Origin of the sequence: Acidiluteibacter ferrifornacis, from assembly GCF_009909615.1 — a bacterium.
GTDB classification, from domain to species: Bacteria; Bacteroidota; Bacteroidia; order Flavobacteriales_E; family Vicingaceae; genus Acidiluteibacter; species Acidiluteibacter ferrifornacis.
On sequence record NZ_WWNE01000007.1, the window covers coordinates 114,966 to 133,700 of the forward strand.

The 18,735-nt window shown below is 35.4% G+C and carries 19 protein-coding genes and 1 other RNA gene; 14 read left to right on the forward strand and 6 right to left on the reverse strand.

Going from position 1 to position 18,735, the window contains the following annotated elements; translation table 11 throughout:
* Position 1 precedes the first annotated feature (1 nt).
* The 3 genes from GQN54_RS09175 (at position 2) to GQN54_RS09185 (ending at position 2,343) form a co-directional block, all read left to right on the forward strand.
* Entirely contained in the window at positions 2–790 is a 789-nt protein-coding gene (locus GQN54_RS09175; protein WP_160633245.1) for a Rossmann-like and DUF2520 domain-containing protein, read from the forward strand.
* Complete coding sequence (locus GQN54_RS09180; RefSeq protein WP_160633246.1) at positions 791–1,345, forward strand: KdsC family phosphatase; 555 nt, start codon at positions 791–793, stop codon at positions 1,343–1,345.
* A gap of 89 nt (positions 1,346–1,434) precedes the next feature.
* Positions 1,435–2,343 carry a DUF6624 domain-containing protein gene (locus tag GQN54_RS09185; RefSeq protein WP_160633247.1) on the forward strand — a complete coding sequence of 303 codons (909 nt, stop codon included), beginning with the start codon at positions 1,435–1,437 and terminating at the stop codon, positions 2,341–2,343.
* Between the two features lie 63 nt (positions 2,344–2,406).
* Here the strand turns inward: GQN54_RS09185 and lon are convergent, their stop codons facing one another.
* Both lon and GQN54_RS09195 read right to left on the reverse strand, forming a co-directional pair.
* Positions 2,407–4,851: an endopeptidase La gene (gene lon, locus GQN54_RS09190; protein ID WP_160633248.1), complete on the reverse strand. Its 2,445-nt coding sequence runs from the start codon at positions 4,849–4,851 to the stop codon at positions 2,407–2,409.
* A 121-nt stretch (positions 4,852–4,972) separates the two neighbouring features.
* Entirely contained in the window at positions 4,973–6,154 is a 1,182-nt protein-coding gene (locus GQN54_RS09195) for a GlmU family protein (protein ID WP_160633249.1), read from the reverse strand.
* A 77-nt stretch (positions 6,155–6,231) separates the two neighbouring features.
* Here GQN54_RS09195 and GQN54_RS09200 point away from each other — a divergent pair, with 77 nt between their 5' ends.
* Positions 6,232–6,411 carry a hypothetical protein gene (locus GQN54_RS09200; RefSeq protein WP_160633250.1) on the forward strand — a complete coding sequence of 60 codons (180 nt, stop codon included), beginning with the start codon at positions 6,232–6,234 and terminating at the stop codon, positions 6,409–6,411.
* 3 nt (positions 6,412–6,414) lie between these two features.
* Positions 6,415–6,720: a YbaB/EbfC family nucleoid-associated protein gene (locus tag GQN54_RS09205; RefSeq protein ID WP_160633251.1), complete on the forward strand. Its 306-nt coding sequence runs from the start codon at positions 6,415–6,417 to the stop codon at positions 6,718–6,720.
* 3 nt (positions 6,721–6,723) lie between these two features.
* Here GQN54_RS09205 and GQN54_RS09210 read toward each other — a convergent pair whose 3' ends face one another.
* The gene (locus GQN54_RS09210; protein WP_160633252.1) at positions 6,724–7,434 is read right to left on the reverse strand and encodes an outer membrane beta-barrel protein; all 711 of its coding nucleotides are present in this window, start codon (positions 7,432–7,434) and stop codon (positions 6,724–6,726) included.
* Between the two features lie 41 nt (positions 7,435–7,475).
* On the opposite strand from GQN54_RS09210, the gene GQN54_RS09215 reads away from it, so the two are divergent.
* The 7 genes from GQN54_RS09215 to rpe all read left to right on the forward strand — a co-directional run bounded on the left by GQN54_RS09215 (position 7,476) and on the right by rpe (position 14,936).
* Positions 7,476–8,495 (forward strand): threonine aldolase family protein, encoded by a 1,020-nt coding sequence (locus GQN54_RS09215; RefSeq protein WP_160633253.1) that lies wholly within the window; start codon positions 7,476–7,478, stop codon positions 8,493–8,495.
* A 111-nt stretch (positions 8,496–8,606) separates the two neighbouring features.
* Entirely contained in the window at positions 8,607–9,665 is a 1,059-nt protein-coding gene (locus tag GQN54_RS09220; protein WP_160633254.1) for a class I fructose-bisphosphate aldolase, read from the forward strand.
* A 24-nt stretch (positions 9,666–9,689) separates the two neighbouring features.
* Positions 9,690–10,535: an acetyl-CoA carboxylase, carboxyltransferase subunit beta gene (accD, locus tag GQN54_RS09225; protein WP_160633485.1), complete on the forward strand. Its 846-nt coding sequence runs from the start codon at positions 9,690–9,692 to the stop codon at positions 10,533–10,535.
* Between the two features lie 63 nt (positions 10,536–10,598).
* Positions 10,599–10,868, forward strand: coding sequence for a 30S ribosomal protein S15 (rpsO, locus tag GQN54_RS09230; protein ID WP_160633255.1), 270 nt, complete (start codon positions 10,599–10,601; stop codon positions 10,866–10,868).
* A 104-nt stretch (positions 10,869–10,972) separates the two neighbouring features.
* On the forward strand, positions 10,973–13,117 hold the full coding sequence (gene pnp / locus GQN54_RS09235) for a polyribonucleotide nucleotidyltransferase (protein ID WP_160633256.1): 2,145 nt from the start codon (positions 10,973–10,975) through the stop codon (positions 13,115–13,117).
* A gap of 220 nt (positions 13,118–13,337) precedes the next feature.
* Positions 13,338–14,204: a sigma-70 family RNA polymerase sigma factor gene (locus GQN54_RS09240; RefSeq protein ID WP_160633257.1), complete on the forward strand. Its 867-nt coding sequence runs from the start codon at positions 13,338–13,340 to the stop codon at positions 14,202–14,204.
* 75 nt (positions 14,205–14,279) lie between these two features.
* Positions 14,280–14,936, forward strand: coding sequence for a ribulose-phosphate 3-epimerase (gene rpe / locus GQN54_RS09245; RefSeq protein WP_160633258.1), 657 nt, complete (start codon positions 14,280–14,282; stop codon positions 14,934–14,936).
* A gap of 139 nt (positions 14,937–15,075) precedes the next feature.
* On the opposite strand, the gene GQN54_RS09250 is transcribed toward rpe, so the two are convergent.
* Both GQN54_RS09250 and GQN54_RS09255 read right to left on the reverse strand, forming a co-directional pair.
* On the reverse strand, positions 15,076–16,281 hold the full coding sequence (locus GQN54_RS09250) for an NAD(P)-dependent oxidoreductase (RefSeq protein WP_160633259.1): 1,206 nt from the start codon (positions 16,279–16,281) through the stop codon (positions 15,076–15,078).
* 23 nt (positions 16,282–16,304) lie between these two features.
* Positions 16,305–17,192: a DUF3667 domain-containing protein gene (locus GQN54_RS09255; protein WP_160633260.1), complete on the reverse strand. Its 888-nt coding sequence runs from the start codon at positions 17,190–17,192 to the stop codon at positions 16,305–16,307.
* Here GQN54_RS09255 and GQN54_RS09260 point away from each other — a divergent pair.
* A complete protein-coding gene (locus GQN54_RS09260; RefSeq protein ID WP_160633261.1) occupies positions 17,191–17,433 on the forward strand; it encodes a hypothetical protein in 243 nt (80 codons plus the stop codon). The two genes, GQN54_RS09255 and GQN54_RS09260, sit on opposite strands and share 2 nt — an antisense overlap.
* Before the next feature lie 106 nt (positions 17,434–17,539).
* Here the strand turns inward: GQN54_RS09260 and ssrA are convergent.
* Positions 17,540–17,937, reverse strand: a transfer-messenger RNA (tmRNA) gene (gene ssrA / locus GQN54_RS09265).
* Between the two features lie 170 nt (positions 17,938–18,107).
* On the opposite strand from ssrA, the gene GQN54_RS09270 reads away from it, so the two are divergent.
* Entirely contained in the window at positions 18,108–18,575 is a 468-nt protein-coding gene (locus GQN54_RS09270) for a hypothetical protein (RefSeq protein ID WP_160633262.1), read from the forward strand.
* Positions 18,576–18,735: the final 160 nt, after the last annotated feature.

The following is an 18,735-nucleotide window of genomic DNA, read 5'->3' on the forward strand; positions in this document are numbered from 1 at the left end:
CATGGCTATACCACTTAAAAAGAGGCGAATTACTTTGATTGGAGCAGGAAATGTTGCCACCAATCTTGGAGCAGCTTTAAAAAATAAAGGACATATCATCCATCAAGTTTTTAGCAGAAGTCATCAAAGCGCGATGATTTTAGGCCATACTTTTAATTGTGACTATACCACCAAACTTTCCGATTTAAGCGATAAGACTGATTTAATAATTGTTGCTGTTCATGATGACTCGATAACTAGTATTTTAGAAAACCTAAAAATCAAAGACAAGTTAATTGTACATACTTCAGGAACTACCCCTTTGTCTGTGTTTCAAGAAAATAAATTCAAACAATATGGTATTTTCTATCCTTTGCAGACTTTTTCTAAGCATGACATAGAAAGCTTATTGCCTATTCCAATTAGCTTAGAGGCTTCAAACAAAAAAGTAGAAAATGAACTTATTGAAATAGCAAGCAGCATCTCAAAGAAGGTATTCTTGTTGGATTCAGAGAAGAGAAAGGCGCTTCATGTGGCGGCAGTTTTTGCAAATAACTTTAGTAACTACATGTTCCATATTTCGCAACAAATTTTAGAAGATGAAAACATATCATTCGAGCTTATAAAACCACTAATAAAAAGAACTGTAGAAAAGTTGGACAGCTCAACGCCTGCTGAATCACAAACTGGCCCTGCTTCAAGAAATGACCAGAAAATCATTTCCAACCATCTAGAATTCCTTAAAGGAAAAAAAGAATTTCAACAAGTATATGCGCTACTAAGCGAAAGCATTACAAAAAGCCGTAAATAAATGTCAAATTTCAAGCAGTCGTTAAAAAATATTTCAACATTTATTTTAGATGTAGATGGAGTTCTAACAGACGGCTCAGTGTTAGTTATGCCAGACGGAGACCAAATAAGGAAGTTTAATATCAAAGACGGATACATCCTTCAATTAGCAGTAAAGTTGGGTTACCATATTGAAATCATATCTGGAGGAACATCTGAATCTGTTCGCAAACGGCTAAATGGACTCGGTATAGAACACGTCAATTTAGGTTGTAAAGACAAAATGGCCGTTTTTAATAATTGCTTGAAAAAACATCAAATAAAAGCTGAAAATGTACTTTACGTTGGTGATGACATCCCCGACTATGAAGTAATGCAGGCAGTTGGTCTAGCTTGCAGTCCATCAGACGCAGCCGAGGAGATCAAAGCCATTTCTCATTATGTTTCTCCAAAAAAAGGTGGAGAAGGTTGCATTCGAGATATTATGGAACAAACACTTAAGGTTCAAGATAAATGGTTCAATGCATCCAACTTTGGCGAAAAAGCAAAGGGGATAGGCGAACAGTTTGGTTGGTAATTTTTCAAAAATTGCTTTCCTTCTAATAAAATAAATAAAAAGGCTATATTTAAGCTTCTGAATTACAATTTACTATAATTCTAAAGCTTATGAAACAGTTTTCCCTTCATGTTTGTCTTATACTTTCAATTAATCTTTTTTCCCAGAATAGTGACCCATCTCCTGCAGACCTACATCTTAAAAGTGGTCAATTAATAGATGCTATTCTGCTTTATGATTCTATTTATAATATAGATCCTAACAATCGATTAAACACCTACAACTATGCATGCGCCTATGCGCTAATGGGTAACACAGACTCTGCATTTAAGTATTTGCATATCGCTACGGATTCCGATTCTATGGTTCAGGCTTTAAATGACCCTGACTTTTATTTTTTAATTGATGATAATCGCTGGACAGAATTTGAGAATCAGATGATTGCAAAAATTGAGGCAAAACATCAAAAATACGCTAATCCTGAACTCTCAAAAGAGTTATGGCGTATGAAAATCAAAGATCAAGCTTTCTATTATCATCTAAAATTAGCGGACAAACAAAATGGAATGGGTTCTCCAATTATTAAGGCATTATGGGAATTGAAGCACCTTATTAATGATGAAAACCTAGACCGAATCGAAGAAATAATCGCAGAAATTGGATGGCCAAAAAGATCTGCTGTAGGAGGTAGTGCTGCTCAAACAGTATTCTTAATAATTCAGCATGCAGATTTAGAGACACAAAAAAAATACTTACCTATAATGAAAGAAGCTGCTAATGAAAAGGAAGCAAGTTGGTCTTCTTTGGCATTATTAATCGATCGTATAGAAATGCGAGAAGGCCGTCCTCAAATTTATGGTTCTCAAATATCAAGAGATCAGGAAGGCAATTATAAGGTTTTTGAGATGATCGAACCCGAATATGTAAATCAACGCAGAAAAGAAGTCGGTTTGCCTCCACTTGAAAATTACGTTAAAAACTGGGGGATAACATGGGAAGTAGAACAGAAAACCAAATAGTTAAAACAAAAAAACCTCATTCCTATAAAAAGAATGAGGTTTTTAATTTTATAAACGCTCTAATTAACTAATCTTAATCGGGTTATCTACTTTTGTTTTTAATAAAGCCAAATCAATGACTTCAATCATCTCAGTTACGTAATGAAACTTTAAACCCTTTAAATAAGCTGCGTCAATTTCATCAATGTCTTTCTTATTGTCTATTGACAATATAATTTCCTTGATATCAGCTCGCTTAGCTGCCAAAATCTTTTCTTTGATCCCTCCTACTGGTAATACTCTACCTCTGAGGGTAATTTCTCCGGTCATCGCCAAATTTCTCTTCACTTTTCGTTGTGTAAATGCCGATGCCAAAGCCGTCATCATAGAAATACCTGCAGATGGGCCGTCTTTTGGAGTCGCTCCTTCAGGAACGTGCAAATGAACATTCCAGTTTTCGAACACTTCAGCATCCAATCCTAACGCTTCTGAATGAGCTTTTAAATACTCTAAAGCCAATGTAGCTGACTCTTTCATCACATTACCTAGATTTCCAGTCAACGTAAACTTGCCTTTACCTTTACTCAAACTAGTCTCAATGAACAAAATATCCCCTCCTACTGAAGTCCATGCTAAACCTGTCACCACTCCTGCAACATCATTGCCTTGATATTTATCTTTTGAATGTCCCGGTCCTAATATGGATTGCAAATCTGCTACAGAAATCTTTGGATTATAATCTTCTTCTAAAGCAATAGACTTTGCTGCATAACGCACTATACTAGCTAGCTTTTTCTCCAATCCTCTTACTCCCGACTCTCGTGTGTATTCTTCACATACCTTCTCAATGATCTCTTTTGAAATTACTACGTCGGTTTTCTTTATTCCGTGAGACTCTAATAGCGTAGGAATTAAATGCTTCTTCGCTATTTCGACTTTTTCTTCGACAGTATATCCATTGATTTCAATGATTTCCATTCGATCTCTCAACGCAGGTTGAATGGTACTCAGACTATTCGCAGTAGCGATGAATAAAATTTTTGACAGATCGTAATCCATTTCTATAAAGTTATCATAGAATGTGCTATTCTGTTCGGGATCTAATACTTCAAGCATTGCAGAAGAAGGGTCTCCATGATGATCGGAACCTAACTTATCAATTTCATCTAAAACAAAAACAGGATTAGAAGTCTTTGACTTTTTTAAGCTTTGTAGGATTCTTCCAGGCATGGCACCGATATATGTTTTACGGTGTCCTCTTAACTCAGCTTCATCCCTCAATCCTCCCAAAGACATTCGCACATATTTTCTCCCTAATGCCTCTGCTATTGACCTACCCAACGATGTTTTACCTACACCAGGAGGTCCGTACAAACATAAAATAGGAGATTTCATATCTCCCTTCAGTTTCAAAACTGCTAAATGTTCAATGATTCTTTTTTTCACTTCTTTCAGGCCAAAATGGTCTCTATCCAATACTTTTTGCGCCTTCTTTAAATCAAATTTATCTTTGGTGTATTCACTCCATGGTAAATCTAATAAAGTCTCTATATAATTGATCTGGACAGAATATTCTGCAGAAGAAGAATTCATCCGTTGAAGTTTGTTCAACTCCTTCTCAAATCGTTCTTTCACCTCTTTAGTCCACTTTTTCTTTAGGGCTCTCTTTTTATACTCTGCAATCTCTTGCTCTTGAGGATTACCACCCAGCTCTTCTTGAATCATCTTCATTTGCTGATGCAAGAAATACTCCTTTTGCTGTTTGTCTATGTCCGTTTTTACTTTACTTTGAATATCGTTTTTAAGCTCTAACATTTGTAGATCTTTCGACAAATGAGTGAGTAACAACAAGGCTCGTTCTTTAGTATCCTTTTCTGATAATATTTGTTGTTTTTGAGCAACGGTAGCATTCATGTTGCTCGCTATAAAATTGATTAAGAAAGAAGGACTCTCTATATTTTTTATCGCAAAAGACGCCTCAGAAGGTAGGTTTGGAGAATTATCTATAATTCTGAAAGACATATCCTTAATAGAATCTATTAGTGCAGTAAAAGCTTGATCAGTTGGAACCTCGCCTACCTCGTAATCTTCAACTTTAGCCTTGTGGTATGGCTCAGTTGCTGTTAATTCTATTATCTGAAATCTTTTCTTACCTTGAATAATCACCGTAGTATTTCCGTCAGGCATTCTGAACATTTTCAAAATACGCGCGACGGTTCCCACTTTATTCATTTGCTCAAATACAGGATCTTCGATTTTATCATCCAATTGAGAAACTACACCAATAGTCTTATCTCCCTTATTGGCATCTTGTATCAATTTTATTGATTTATCACGTCCTACTGTGATTGGAATAACCACACCAGGAAACAACACTGTATTTTTAAGCGGTAAAATTGGCAATTCATCAGGGGTTTCTTCAGAGTTCATATTCTCCTCATCCTCTGATGTCATTAATGGTATAAATTCTGTCTCATCATCAATCAATCCTGAAAAATTCAAGTGATCGAAATTAAAGCTATTCTTCATCTTATCTCCTCTCGTTTTTTAGTCAAAATGGCAGACTACTTCATAGTCGCAACCAATTTTAATTCAGGGGTGGGTTTATTCAAGGGCTGTGCCAATCTGGAGAATCGGCAATTTTGTCAATTTAATGTTTTCGATAATTCGCTGTATGATCATATATCGACTTTAAAATGGCTTTATTCGTTTCATCTAAACTCATTCCTCGTCGCTCCATCATTCGGTTTCCTACTTCAAATGCTTTATCTAGTCTAAATGTTTCAAATCCATCACTTCCCCCCCAACTAAAGCTAGGGATATGTTTTATAGGAAATCCTCCACCAAAAACATTTGCGCACACTCCTACCACTGTGCCAGTATTAAACATGGTATTGATACCGCTTTTGGAGTGGTCTCCCATAGCTAAGCCACAAAATTGCAAGTTGGTATCCTCAAATCGTTCTGTTGTGTAACTCCAACAGCTTACAGTCCCATAATTATTTTTTAAATTCGAATTGTTGGTGTCGGCGCCTAGATTACACCATTCTCCAACAACAGAATTTCCCAGAAAACCTTCATGTCCTTTATTGGAATATCCAAAAATGACCGAATTATTTACCTCTCCACCTACTTTACAGTGAGGGCCAATTGTAGTTGGGCCATAAATTTTTGTAGCACATTTTAATGTAGCACCCTCACCCATCGCAAAAGGACCGCGTATAATGCTTCCTTCCATAACTTCGGCATCCTTGCCGATATATATAGGGCCGTTTTTTGTATTCAAAATAGCTGCTTCTACCTGAGCTCCCTGCTCTATAAAGACTTTACTCACATCACCCAATATAGTATTAGAAGAATCTATTGACCTGCTAGTTCGGTTGGCGATCAGTTGGACAAAATCTTGCATCAATACAGTTCCATTCTTCCTAAAAATATCTGACCAATGTTGAATTGAAATAACTTCGGCTTTCAGTAATTGATTTCCTTCTAATTGTTCTATATCATTAAAACCTATTTCTTTACTTGATCTAAAAGCTACCAATGAATCATTGTCAAACAACACCTCTTCTTGCTTTAAGTGCAGAATCTCCTTAATCAACTCCTCATTTGGTATATACCTTCCATTAATATAGATATTTTCAATTCCATACCGAACTGCATATTTATCAGACAAATATTCGGGGCATAGAAATGACACTTCTTTACCCATTTTTCTTCTCCACTTCTCACTAATAGTGTCAATTCCTATTCTTAACTCTGCTGATGGCCTAGTAAGAGTAAATGGCATTAAGTCGGTACGATAATGATCATCAAATAAAATTACATTCATCTGTTTTGAGTATTTATAGTCAAAAGTAGTGAAAATGGATGCGCCTTATTCCCCAAAGAGTTTACTAAATTTGCCTTATGTATAGAAAAGATCAACTCAAAGGAATTGTTGCAATTATATTGTTTGGACTAATTGGGATTAGTTTTTTCATCTTTGGTGATGAAAGTACGATAACAAGATATGTTGCCATAATATCCTTTGCAATCTGGTTGATTTCTATCTATTTTATCAATAAAAAATTTGAAAAAAAAGATTAAAGTATGTTCGGAGATATGATGGGTAAGTTGCAAGAAATGCAACAGCAAACTGAGAAAATTAAAAAGAGATTAGATACTATAAGCGTGGAAGGAGAAGCCGAAAATGGACTAATAAAAGTAGTTGCCACCGCTAATAAAAAAATAACTTCTATCGCTATTGACGACCGTTTAATGTCTGAAGGTGACAAAGAGCAGATTGAGGATTTAATGATGGTTGCCATCAACAAAGCAATTGAGAAAGCTGAGAATGTTTCCAATGCCGAAATGGCAGGAGCTGCAAAAGGAATGCTACCAGGATTTGGGATGTAAGTTTTATTGGTGAAGTCCCAATTGAAGTGCGATTACCATATTGGGTAATTCTCCATATTTTGCTTTTGAGTCAAAAACATCTGACAAACGATACCTAAAGTCTAGTGCAAATCGGTTAAATCCAATTCGCGCAGTTAGACCATATGCATAGTCGTTCATGTATTCCAAAAAGTAATTCTTTACAACAGTTCTACCTGCTCCCGGAATAGCATCTTCATTTTTAGTGTAGTGAACATTCCTATAATTCCAATTTCCGTAGGCTCCTATATCTATAAAAATCCCAGCAGAATGGTCTTTATTTTTCAACTTAAATCGATTAAAAACTAAAACCTCTAAAGCATTATTTGCTAACATCTCTTTATCGTGCAACTCTCCATCCGGCAAATTCTTTAATGAATCTTGAACTGGTAAATAACGTGTTCTTAGGTAAGCAATCTCATATCCCAATTCATAAAACTTAGTAAGCCTATATTTTGATCTAAACCCAACACTAAAGGTAGATGAATTACCATACTTTATAGAACTACTATCTCCAACAGATTCCCCTATAATGAAACCATATGACAAGAAGGCATGAGTATATTTGGCTTTGTTTGGACCTCTTTTAGGAATGGTTAAATCATCCAAATTTCGATTGTATTCATCTACTCTATCTTCTTGGGCATAACTGGTAGAAAGAAATAAAAGCAAAACTAAACTAGTAATTATTCGCATAGGTCGTAAATTGGCCATTAGAAAATTAAGACCACAAATATATGATAATTGATCTTCGAAGTGATACCGTAACACAACCAACACCAGCAATGTTATCAGCAATGATGCAAGCCGTTGTAGGTGATGATGTTTTAGGCGACGACCCAACCGTTAGGAAGTTGGAAGTTTACGCTGCCGATTTATTTGGAATGGAGGAGGCTTTGTTCTGTCCGTCAGGAACCATGACCAATCAAATTGCAATAAAAGTTCACACCAATAGCCCCGGGGAAGTCATTTGTAGTGACATAGCGCATATCTACAGGTACGAAGGAGGAGGAATAGGGTTCAATTCAGGATTATCTACTCGATTATTAGATGGAGACCGTGGACAAATCTCGGCAGAATCAGTTGTGCAGAACATCAACCCAGATGATGTGCATGCTCCTCCTACTCAATTAGTATCGATAGAAAATACCTGTAATAAGGGAGGAGGAAGCATTTACGATTTTGAAGAAGTAAAAGCCATTGCGGCCATTTGTAAGGAACATCAGATACCTTTTCATCTGGATGGGGCTCGATTATTCAATGCTATTGTAGAAACAGAGCAAACACCAAAAGATTATGGTGAACAATTCGACTCCATTTCTATCTGTCTTTCCAAAGGTTTAGGTGCACCAGTTGGATCCCTCTTATTAGGCAACAATTCTTTTATCAAGAAGTCAAGAAGAATTCGTAAAATTTTAGGCGGAGGTATGCGTCAAGCAGGATTTTTGGCCGCAGCTGGTCTTTTTGCTTTGACCAATAATATCGATCGATTGAAAGACGATCATGAATTAGCAAAAAAAATAGCTGAAATTTTGGATTGTCACCCTTTAGTAGAACATGTTCTAGAAGTAGAAACCAACATTGTCATTTTTGTTCATTCAGAGCGTATCACTACCGCTAATTTTCTAACACAACTTAAAGAAAACGGGATACTTGCTGTTCAAATGGGACATCAACAAATTCGATTGGTAACTCATCTAAGTTTACCTAAAAATGTGCTTCAATTGTTCAAAAATGCAATTGAAAAAATCCAGTAAAACAAATGGTTGATAATTCAATAAATTTAGAAGAGTAACAAAAGTGACATCTTTTATAATTTTATTAGTTTTGTCCTCCAGTATATTAACAATCTATAAAAAGAAACAAAAATGTCCTATAACAATATTGTAGACTTGCTTGGTAAAGAATCAGACAATTTACTGAACCATGAGTGCAAGACCATAAGTAAAGATATGCTTCACCTTCCAGGTGCAGACTTTATTGATAATGTGTTTAAGGACACCAATAGAAGTCCACAAGTATTAAGAAGCCTACAAGCATTATATGGACATGGACGATTAGCAAATACTGGATATGTATCTATCTTACCTGTAGATCAAGGAATAGAACATTCAGCAGGAGCTTCATTTGCACCCAACCCTATTTACTTTGATCCTGAAAACATTATAAAATTAGCGATTGATGGAGGATGTAATGCCGTTGCCTCTACTTTTGGAGTTCTAGCTTCTTGTTCAAGAAAATACGCTCATAAAATTCCTTTCGTTGTAAAATTAAATCACAATGAATTTTTGACCTACCCTGAGACTTATTCTCAAATTTCATTTGGTTCGGTAGAAGAAGCATGGAATCTTGGGGCTACTGCTGTAGGAGCCACAATTTATTTTGGTTCTGATGACAGTAACCGCCAAATTGTTGAAATTGCTCAGGCATTTGAAAGAGCTCACGAATTAGGAATGGCTACCATTCTATGGTGCTACTTAAGAAATCCAGGCTTCAAGAAAGACGGAGTAGATTATCATACTGCAACTGATTTGACTGCACAAGCCAATCACCTTGGGGTAACAATTCAAGCTGACATTATAAAACAAAAATTACCTACTAACAATGGTGGATATAATGCCATCAATTTTGGTAAAACACATAAAAGTGTCTATTCACAATTAACCACTGATCATCCAATTGATTTATGTCGTTACCAAGTTGCAAATTGCTACATGGGAAGAAATGGATTAATTAATTCAGGAGGAGCATCAGCAGGGGCTACAGACTTATCTGAAGCTGTAACAACTGCAGTAATCAATAAACGTGCAGGTGGACATGGTTTGATTTCTGGAAGAAAAGCATTCCAAAAACCAGTAAATGAAGGGATTCAATTATTAAATGCCATCCAAGATGTTTACCTTGCAAAGGAAATCACAATAAGCTAAAGAATATTGGAGACAGAAGAGCAAATGAGTTGGTTTAAACGAATAAAAGAAGGAATTCTTACTCCTACTAAAGAGAAAAAAGAATTACCGGAAGGCCTTTGGTACAGTTGTCCCAAATGTAAGCATGTAGTGCCCAACAATGATCATATCGAGAATCAAAAGGTATGTGAAGAATGTGGATATCACGAACGAGCTAGCTCCGAGGAGTATTTTAAAATCATTTTTAATGATGGAAAATACTTGGAGTTAGATGCAGACATGACATCAGGTGACCCACTAAAATTCACCGATACTAAAAAGTATACGGATCGTTTAAAAGCGACCCAAAAGAAGACCAAATTAAAAGATGCTGTAAGAACGGCTGTTGGGGAAATAGGGGATAATCAATTGGTAGTAGCTGCTATGGACTTTGCCTTTATTGGTGGATCGATGGGTTCAGTAGTTGGTGAAAAGATTGCAAGAGCTATTGATTATTCCATTGCGAATAATATTCCTTTTTTGATGATTTCAAAATCGGGTGGTGCAAGAATGATGGAAGCTGCATTTTCTTTAATGCAAATGGCTAAAACATCTGCAAAGTTATCTCAGCTCTCTAAGGCAAAAATTCCATATATCAGCTTGTTAACAGACCCTACAACCGGAGGTATTACTGCTTCCTTTGCCATGTTAGGAGATATCAATATTTCTGAACCCGGAGCGTTGATAGGTTTTGCAGGCCCTAGAGTAGTAAAAGAAACCATTGGTAAAGACTTACCTAAAGATTTTCAAACTGCTGAGTTTGTTTTAGAACATGGGTTCCTTGATTTTATAGTTAATAGAAAAGAGTTAAAACAAAAATTAATTCAAGTATTGAATTTATTTAAAAAGTAATTTATTTTTAAATAAATTTATTACATTTGCAGCCTTAAAATTTACAAGAATAAAAGAAGAGATATGTATCTTACTACAGAAATTAAAGAAGGATTTTTCGAGAAATACGGAGAGAAGAAAACAAATACTGGTTCTACAGAAGGTCAAATTGCATTATTTACCCACAGAATTAGTCATCTTACAGAGCACTTGAAAAAAAATCATAAAGATTTTAACACTGAGCGTTCATTAGTAAGATTAGTAGGTAAAAGAAGAAATCTTTTAGATTACTTAAAAAACAAAGACATTAACAAATACAGAGAATTAATTAAAGATCTTGGAATTAGAAAATAATTTCTTGAAAGCAACTTTAATTTTCATAGCATAAGAATCATTTGGGGGACTGTTTTACATTCCCCCTTTTTTTATTTATCAACTGACAACAGAAAACAATAATTATGTCAAAATTAGGAATTGAACAAACAATCGATTTAGGAAATGGAACGACCATTTCAATCGAAACAGGAAAATTAGCGAAACAAGCCGATGGATCGGTAGTTGTTAAGCAAGGAGACACAATGCTTTTAGCAACTGTAGTTTCAGCAAAATCAGCAGGAGAAGACGTTGATTTTATGCCTTTAATGGTAGATTATAGAGAAAAATTCTCAGCAGCAGGTAAATTCCCTGGTGGCTTTTTAAAACGTGAATCAAGACCTTCAGACTACGAAATATTAGTTTGTAGATTAGTAGATAGAGCATTAAGACCACTTTTTCCAAGTGATTATCATGCAGATACACAGGTACAAATTTCATTAATTTCAGCTGGTCAGGATACTACTCCTGACGCATTAGCATGTTTAGCAGCATCTGCAGCACTAGCGGTTTCTGATATTCCATTTAATGGTCCAATCTCAGAAGTTAGAATTGCAAGAATTGATGGAAAGTGGGAAATAAACCCCAACTTCACAGCAATTAAATCAGCAGATATTGACATTATGGTTGCTGCTACTCAGGACAGTGTGGTAATGGTAGAAGGTGAAATGTTAGAAGTTTCTGAAAAAGAAATGTTAGAGGCCATTAAATTGGCACACGATACTATCCGTATCCAATTAGCAGGAATAAATGCATTAGCTGCTCAGGTAGAAAAGGCTCAGGTAAAGAGAGAATATAGTCACGAGAAAAACAACGAAGAGCTTTTGAAGCAAATTGAAGCTGCTTGTTACCAACCATGCTACGATATCGCTAAGCAAGGTTTAGCAGATAAACATGAAAGAGCTAGATTGTTTAAAGAAGTAAAAGAAAACTTTGTTGCTACACTTGATGAAGAAACAGTAGCAGGAAACGCTTTTTTAATTGGAAAATATTTTCACGATGTTGAAAAAGAAGCTGTACGCGATGCAGTATTAAATGAAAAAGTTCGTTTAGATGGACGTAAAACTACGGAGATTCGTCCTATTTGGTCTGAAGTAAATTACTTACCAGGCTCACATGGATCTGCAGTTTTTACTAGAGGTGAAACACAATCATTGACTTCTGTTACTTTGGGAACTAAATTAGATGAACAAAGAATTGATGCCGCACTATTCGAAGGTTCTGATAAATTCATTCTACATTATAACTTCCCATCTTTCTCCACAGGAGAAGCGCGTCCGAACAGAGGACCAGGTAGAAGAGAAATTGGTCACGGAAATTTAGCGTTAAGGGCATTAAAGCCTATGATTCCAACAGGAAATGAAAATCCATATACCATCCGTGTAGTTTCTGACATTTTAGAGTCAAACGGATCTTCTTCAATGGCTACTGTTTGCGCAGGAACTCTTGCACTGATGGATGCAGGAGTTAAGATAAAGAAACCAGTAAGTGGTATTGCCATGGGACTAATCAGTGGAAAAGATGGCAAATTTGCTGTTCTCTCTGATATTTTAGGTGATGAAGATCATTTAGGAGATATGGACTTTAAGGTGACTGGGACTAAAGATGGAATCACTGCATGTCAGATGGACATCAAAATAGAAGGGTTATCTTATGAAATTCTTGAGCAAGCATTGGATCAAGCAAAAGAAGGTCGTATGCATATCTTAGGAGAGATGATGAAAACACTTTCTGCACCGAGAGAAGATTACAAATCAAACGCGCCTAGAATTATCCAAATTACTATACCAAAAGAGATGATCGGTGCTGTAATCGGACCAGGTGGAAAAATTATACAGTCCATTCAAGAAGAGACAGGAACAACTATCGTTTTAGAAGAAGTTGATGGTAAAGGAGTAATTGATATTGTATCTACTGATGGAGACGGAGCCAAGGATGCTTTAGCTAGAATTAAAGCAATTACTGCTGTTCCTGAAGTTGGAGAGGTGTATAAAGGTAAGGTGAAATCGATTGTTGCTTTCGGGGCATTTATTGAAATTATACCAGGACAAGACGGCCTATTGCACATTTCTGAAATCGCACATAAGAAAGTAGATAAGGTAGAAGATGAATTGAAAGAAGGGGAAATGGTTGAAGTAAAATTAATTGCAATCGACCCTAAAACTAAAAAATTGAAACTTTCAAGAAAAGCATTATTGCCAAAACCTGAAAAGACAGAAGAAAAAGCTTAATTACTTTTTCTAGATACTATCAAGAGGAGATAATTTTTTATCTCCTCTTTTTTTTTGCTAAACATTAATAATGAGATTTAAAGATCGAGAAATAAAAGAGAATCATAAAAACAGTAATTTTAATTACGTACGTGTAAAAATTGGAAGTTAATTTTCGTTAAATTTATGGGATTTCGTTTTCGAGACCAACTTAAGTATTAACCAAAACCAAACCCATTTCATGAGGCAACTAAAAATTACTAAGAAGGTCACCAATAGAGAAACGGTTTCTCTTGACAAGTATTTACAGGAGATAGGCAGAGTCGATTTGATTTCTGCCGAAGAGGAGGTTGAACTAGCAAGAAGAATCAAACAAGGTGACGCTTTAGCTTTAGAAAAACTAACCAAAGCCAATCTAAGATTTGTAGTATCTGTTTCCAAACAATACCAAAATCAAGGACTGGGACTTCCCGACTTAATTAATGAAGGCAATTTAGGCCTGATTAAAGCTGCTCAAAGATTTGATGAAACTAGAGGGTTTAAATTCATTTCCTATGCTGTTTGGTGGATTCGTCAATCCATTTTACAAGCATTAGCAGAACAAGCAAGAATTGTAAGATTACCCCTCAACAAGATTGGATCAATTAACAAAATTAAGCGTGCATTTTCTGAATTGGAACAGAAGTATGAACGCGAACCTTCAAACTATGAAATTGCCGATATTCTTGACCTATCCGCAAGTGATGTAAAAGATAATATCAGGCATTCTGGACGACATGTAAGTATTGATGCTCCGATCTCCTCTGATGATGATAGTAGTAATATGTCCGACTTAATGCAGAATACAGATAGTCCTGAACCAGATGACTTATTACTAAGAGAATCATTAAAAAATGAAATAGAACGTACACTTACGACGCTCACTGCTAGAGAAGCAGATGTCATACGATTCTATTTTGGCCTAGCAGGAAAACATCCTTTAACTCTTGAAGAGATTGGCGAGCATTTTGACCTGACGCGTGAAAGAGTCCGACAGATAAAAGAAAAAGCTATTCGTCGACTTCGAATAAATACACGATGTAAAAATTTAAAAACTTATTTAGGTTAACAAATATTTACCCTTCTCGAAAATTCGAGAAGGGTTTTTTCTTTTTTGAATAGTACCTTTGCAAAAAAAATAGAGATGTCACATTTAGTCGCCCCTTCAATATTATCCGCTGATTTTGCTAACCTATTGCCCGCTTGTGAACTTATTAATACCAGTAAAGCAGACTACTATCACATTGATGTAATGGATGGTGTTTTTGTTCCTAATATTTCATTTGGCTTGCCAGTGATTAAGGCGATAAAAAAACACGCCACAAAAACCTTCGATGTGCACTTGATGATAGTAGAGCCTGACAAATACATTAAAGATTTTAAAGCAGCGGGGGCAGATATTTTAACTGTACATTATGAAGCTTGTACTCACCTTCATCGCACCATTCAGGCCATTAAAGCAGAAGGAATGAAAGCAGGAGTAGCACTAAACCCACATACTCCTATCTATCTTTTAGAGGATATTATTCAAGATATTGATTTAGTTTGCCTGATGTCTGTTAACCCCGGATTTGGAGGACAGTCCTATATCGAAAATACCTACAACAAGATTAAAGATTTAAAAGCGCTAATTACAAGAAAAAATAGCACGGCTTTAATTGAAATTGACGGTGGTGTAAGTAACAAAAACGCTGCAGAATTAGTTGCTTGTGGTGCTGATGTTTTAGTTGCTGGAAGTTATGTTTTTGGATCAGATCAGCCTGAAAAAACTATTGAAGGGTTGAAGGAGTTAAAGTTTTAAATAAAATTCTTTTAAACTTTTATTCATTATGATTTTTTAATCCCAACAAGAAAGCTCAAAACAAATGTTTTGAGCTTTCTTGTTTTTAAGATGGATTTGGAATCCAAATTATTCATTATTTATGTTGGCTATCAAACCACTAATTTCCATCAACATAACCTTGCAAATACTCGTATTCATCATTCAATTCACCCCGCTCAGTTATCGTAGCACGATAAATAATTCTATCGTTATCAGTACCTAATAAATTAGGTAATATATTATTGATTAGCTCATTTCCGAAATCCTCTGAAGCATCTTTTGGCAATTCACAAGGTAGGTTGTCTACGGCCATTACTGTAATCGTATCTGCATTGATCTCATTCGTCTCCTTCCCTGTCAACCGATTAACATAATAAATTGGATCTGCAATGGTTGAAGGTCTTACAGTTGATGGAATAGGACCATCAATGTCACAACTTATATCTGCAATGGTTCTAATTTTAAAATCCGAACGTTTCATTTCTTCTTTGGTAAAGACATATGGAGCTTCTGAATCCCAATAATGACAGGGGATATACATATCAGCAACCTTCGCAAAACGATAAAAGTTACTTTCGAAGTCCTCAGGAGATTCATAAAATTCACTGACCTTAAATTCTCCTCCATCAATTCTCTTGTTATAACTTTTCACACCAAGAACAGCATAAACGGGCTCATTAAATGATTCCTCTAAAAATTCCGCGGGCTTTACCTCTCTAATTTTTAACTTTTTTAGAATTTCAACAGCTCCCTTCCCCACTCTTCCTGTACCAGTTAAAACAATTTTAAAATTTGAAGGCAAGTTTACTTTGTCTAACTCTCCTTCCATTTCTATCCGATCAGCACACTTGTTCGCAGGTTTCAAATCATAAGCTTTAGCTGTTTTTCCAAAAGCCAAAAATCCATTATAAGTACCAACTATCCCTGCATACCTTCCAAAGCCGACCAGTCGTTTACCCTTTTTATCTGTCAGACATTCATAATCAACCATCTTTATACTTTTCTCCATCATAGCCAATAAAAGATTTCTGTTATAAGGTTGCTCCTTAATGGTATGTGAAAAGAAGAAATAAGTTTTATCCGCCAATAGCATTTCTATGGGTACCTCTTTCACACCAAAAACAACATCAACATCTGAAATGTCCGCCTCAACAGTAATTCCTGCATCGATATATTCTTGATCAGAAAAAGCACGGATTGGACTAGATTGTACTACCAATTCCAATTGAGGGTAACGACTAACTATTAATTGACATTGTTTTGGGGTAAACGGAACACGCTTATCTGGAGGAGTTTTACCTTCTCTAATGATACCTATTTTCATGATTGATTGTTTAGTCTACCAAATTAATAATTTATACTCAAGGCGAACAAGATTATTGTAGAACAGATTAGTAATAAGCTATAAAGTACGCCTAATATTCCCATCTTCAAGGTAGTTTTCTTCCAATCATCTGAATAAACTACCATCAGCGCTTTCCATAAATAATAAAGCAGGTATACCAATGAAAAAAATAACAGAATTGAATTGAAGAAATACAGCTCAAATCGAGCAAACCCCAAACTAAGTATTTCGTAGATAATTCCTATCAAAAAAACAGTAGAATGAAAATGCAGAGCGAACAGAAAATGGGTTAATAAATTCAATCGTTTCTTGCGATATAATAAAGCTACCATTAATGAAAAAAGCGGTAATAAAAAGAAAAATAGCTTAGGCAGTAAAGAACCAAAATATCGGTCCCAAAAAGCATCTCCAAAACCATTACTTACTATAGGTTCATTCATTGTTTCTGAAAACTCATCAATACGTATATCGACAGACAAACTCAGAGATAAAAAGAAAAGAATACTCAAAAAGATAAACAATCGAAGGGGTTGAATATAACGCTCTCTCTTCCCTGATAAAAATTGTTGAGTCAAATAACCAGGTTGGGTAATTAAAGGAATAATACTTCTTCCAATTTTAGAGTCGAAAGTAAAATAATCACTTAGAAAGTGTGAAAACAACTCTCCTAACTTATTGGAAAAAGCAATCTTTTGACTACAATTAGGGCAATAATTAAACTTTTCCTCTAATTCAAACTGACAATTCTCACAATTTTGTGTGGTTTGTATAGTAGATTTTTCCAAGTTTTTTCTAATTTGCATTGAATTAAACAAGATAACCAGCTTTTCTGATTTAATGATACGAATTCTATTATTTCTATTTTTATCATGTTGTGGATACTCCTCCATGGCTCAGAAACTAGCGGTCAATTCAGACACCACCCAAACTATAGCAAGCGATCAAAAGAAGATAAAGGAATCCACTCCAATTATGGACACTGATGAATCCCTGAGATACATGAGTAATCTTTTGCTTTTTGAAGTAAAAAAAAGATTGAACTTGACTAGTAAGGAGGAAGAGATTAAAGCGGCAAAAGAGAAAAACAAGAAAGTTAGAATGAGTATAGGTGGAATTGTGATTGAACGATAAAACTTAAGTTTCATCATTACAGACACTCAAAGACAATTTATTCTCCATCATTCACACTATCGATAAATAATAAAGCCTTAAGTGTATTGACACTTAAGGCTTTATTTGGTGGAGCCGGAGGGAGTCGAACCCTCGTCCAAACGAGGAACCGATAAGCTTTCTACATGTGTAGTCTTTACTTAATTGTCGGGAGTGAAATGGCTAAAAACGACCTCTTCAAACCTTATCTTCTTTAGTTTCGCCAACCCATCGAAGCGCTGAGTTCGCTAGCTCAATAGTCTGATAAGCCGATTCCGAAAATTACCGAGCAAAATCTCCGGAGGCCTAGCTTGTTCTACGACCTTGTCGCAGAATTAGGGTTAATCTCTATCGAGTATTAAGCCGCAAGCGCGTAGTTGTTCTCGCCGTTTAGCGAAAGTTTAGCATTAGTTTTAACGAGCCAAAAACTAAAAGCTCGACATGCTTACCTATAAATCCTTCTCGCTGTCGAAACCGGTCGGCCCCAATAGCAATTACAAAGTTAATCAAAGTATAGCGTACTATACAGATTCTTGAGGCACTTAATTTATGCTATCTACAACCTTAAACTACTTCCTAAAAAATACTTATTTATGAGTATTTACTGGTATAGTGGCTCCTGCTACCTTTGGCTTAAATCAATAAAAAATAAACTGATGAAAAAAATAATTCCAGTTGCTCTATTTGCATTATTTATTACTTCCTGCGGAACAATGAGTAAAATTAAAACTACAGATGTTGATAACATCAATAAAACAGGCATTTTAGCCCATCCAATAATTGCAGAAGTAGAAATAAAAAACACCAAAATTGCTGGTCAATATATTATGAAATCAGAACAATACAAGCTGAATAAAGAATATGGCAAAAATATGGCTATAGCAGATGCTGTAAAAAAAGCAGGTTGTGATTATTTGGTTCACCCCATGTATGAAATAATCATAGAAACTAGAAATACTACCATAAATGTAACCGGCTTCCCCGGCACATATAAAGAATTTAGAAAGATGGTGGCTAGTGACTCTACCGTTATAAAATTGAGCCAAAAAAGTATAATCAATAATGAAAGTGGAACTATTGAAATTGATAATACGATTGTAACAAAGAAAAAAAGGAAATTTTAATAGAATTATGTTGGGGACTAATTCTATTCATTTAGAGGACTTTCTACGCACAGAAAGTCCTTTTTTTTGTGGTTCAATTATCATTTACAAAAATAAATGAATTTCAACGAGGGAAAATAATTACTTCTTCGTCTATAAACTATAAATCAATAATTACGAC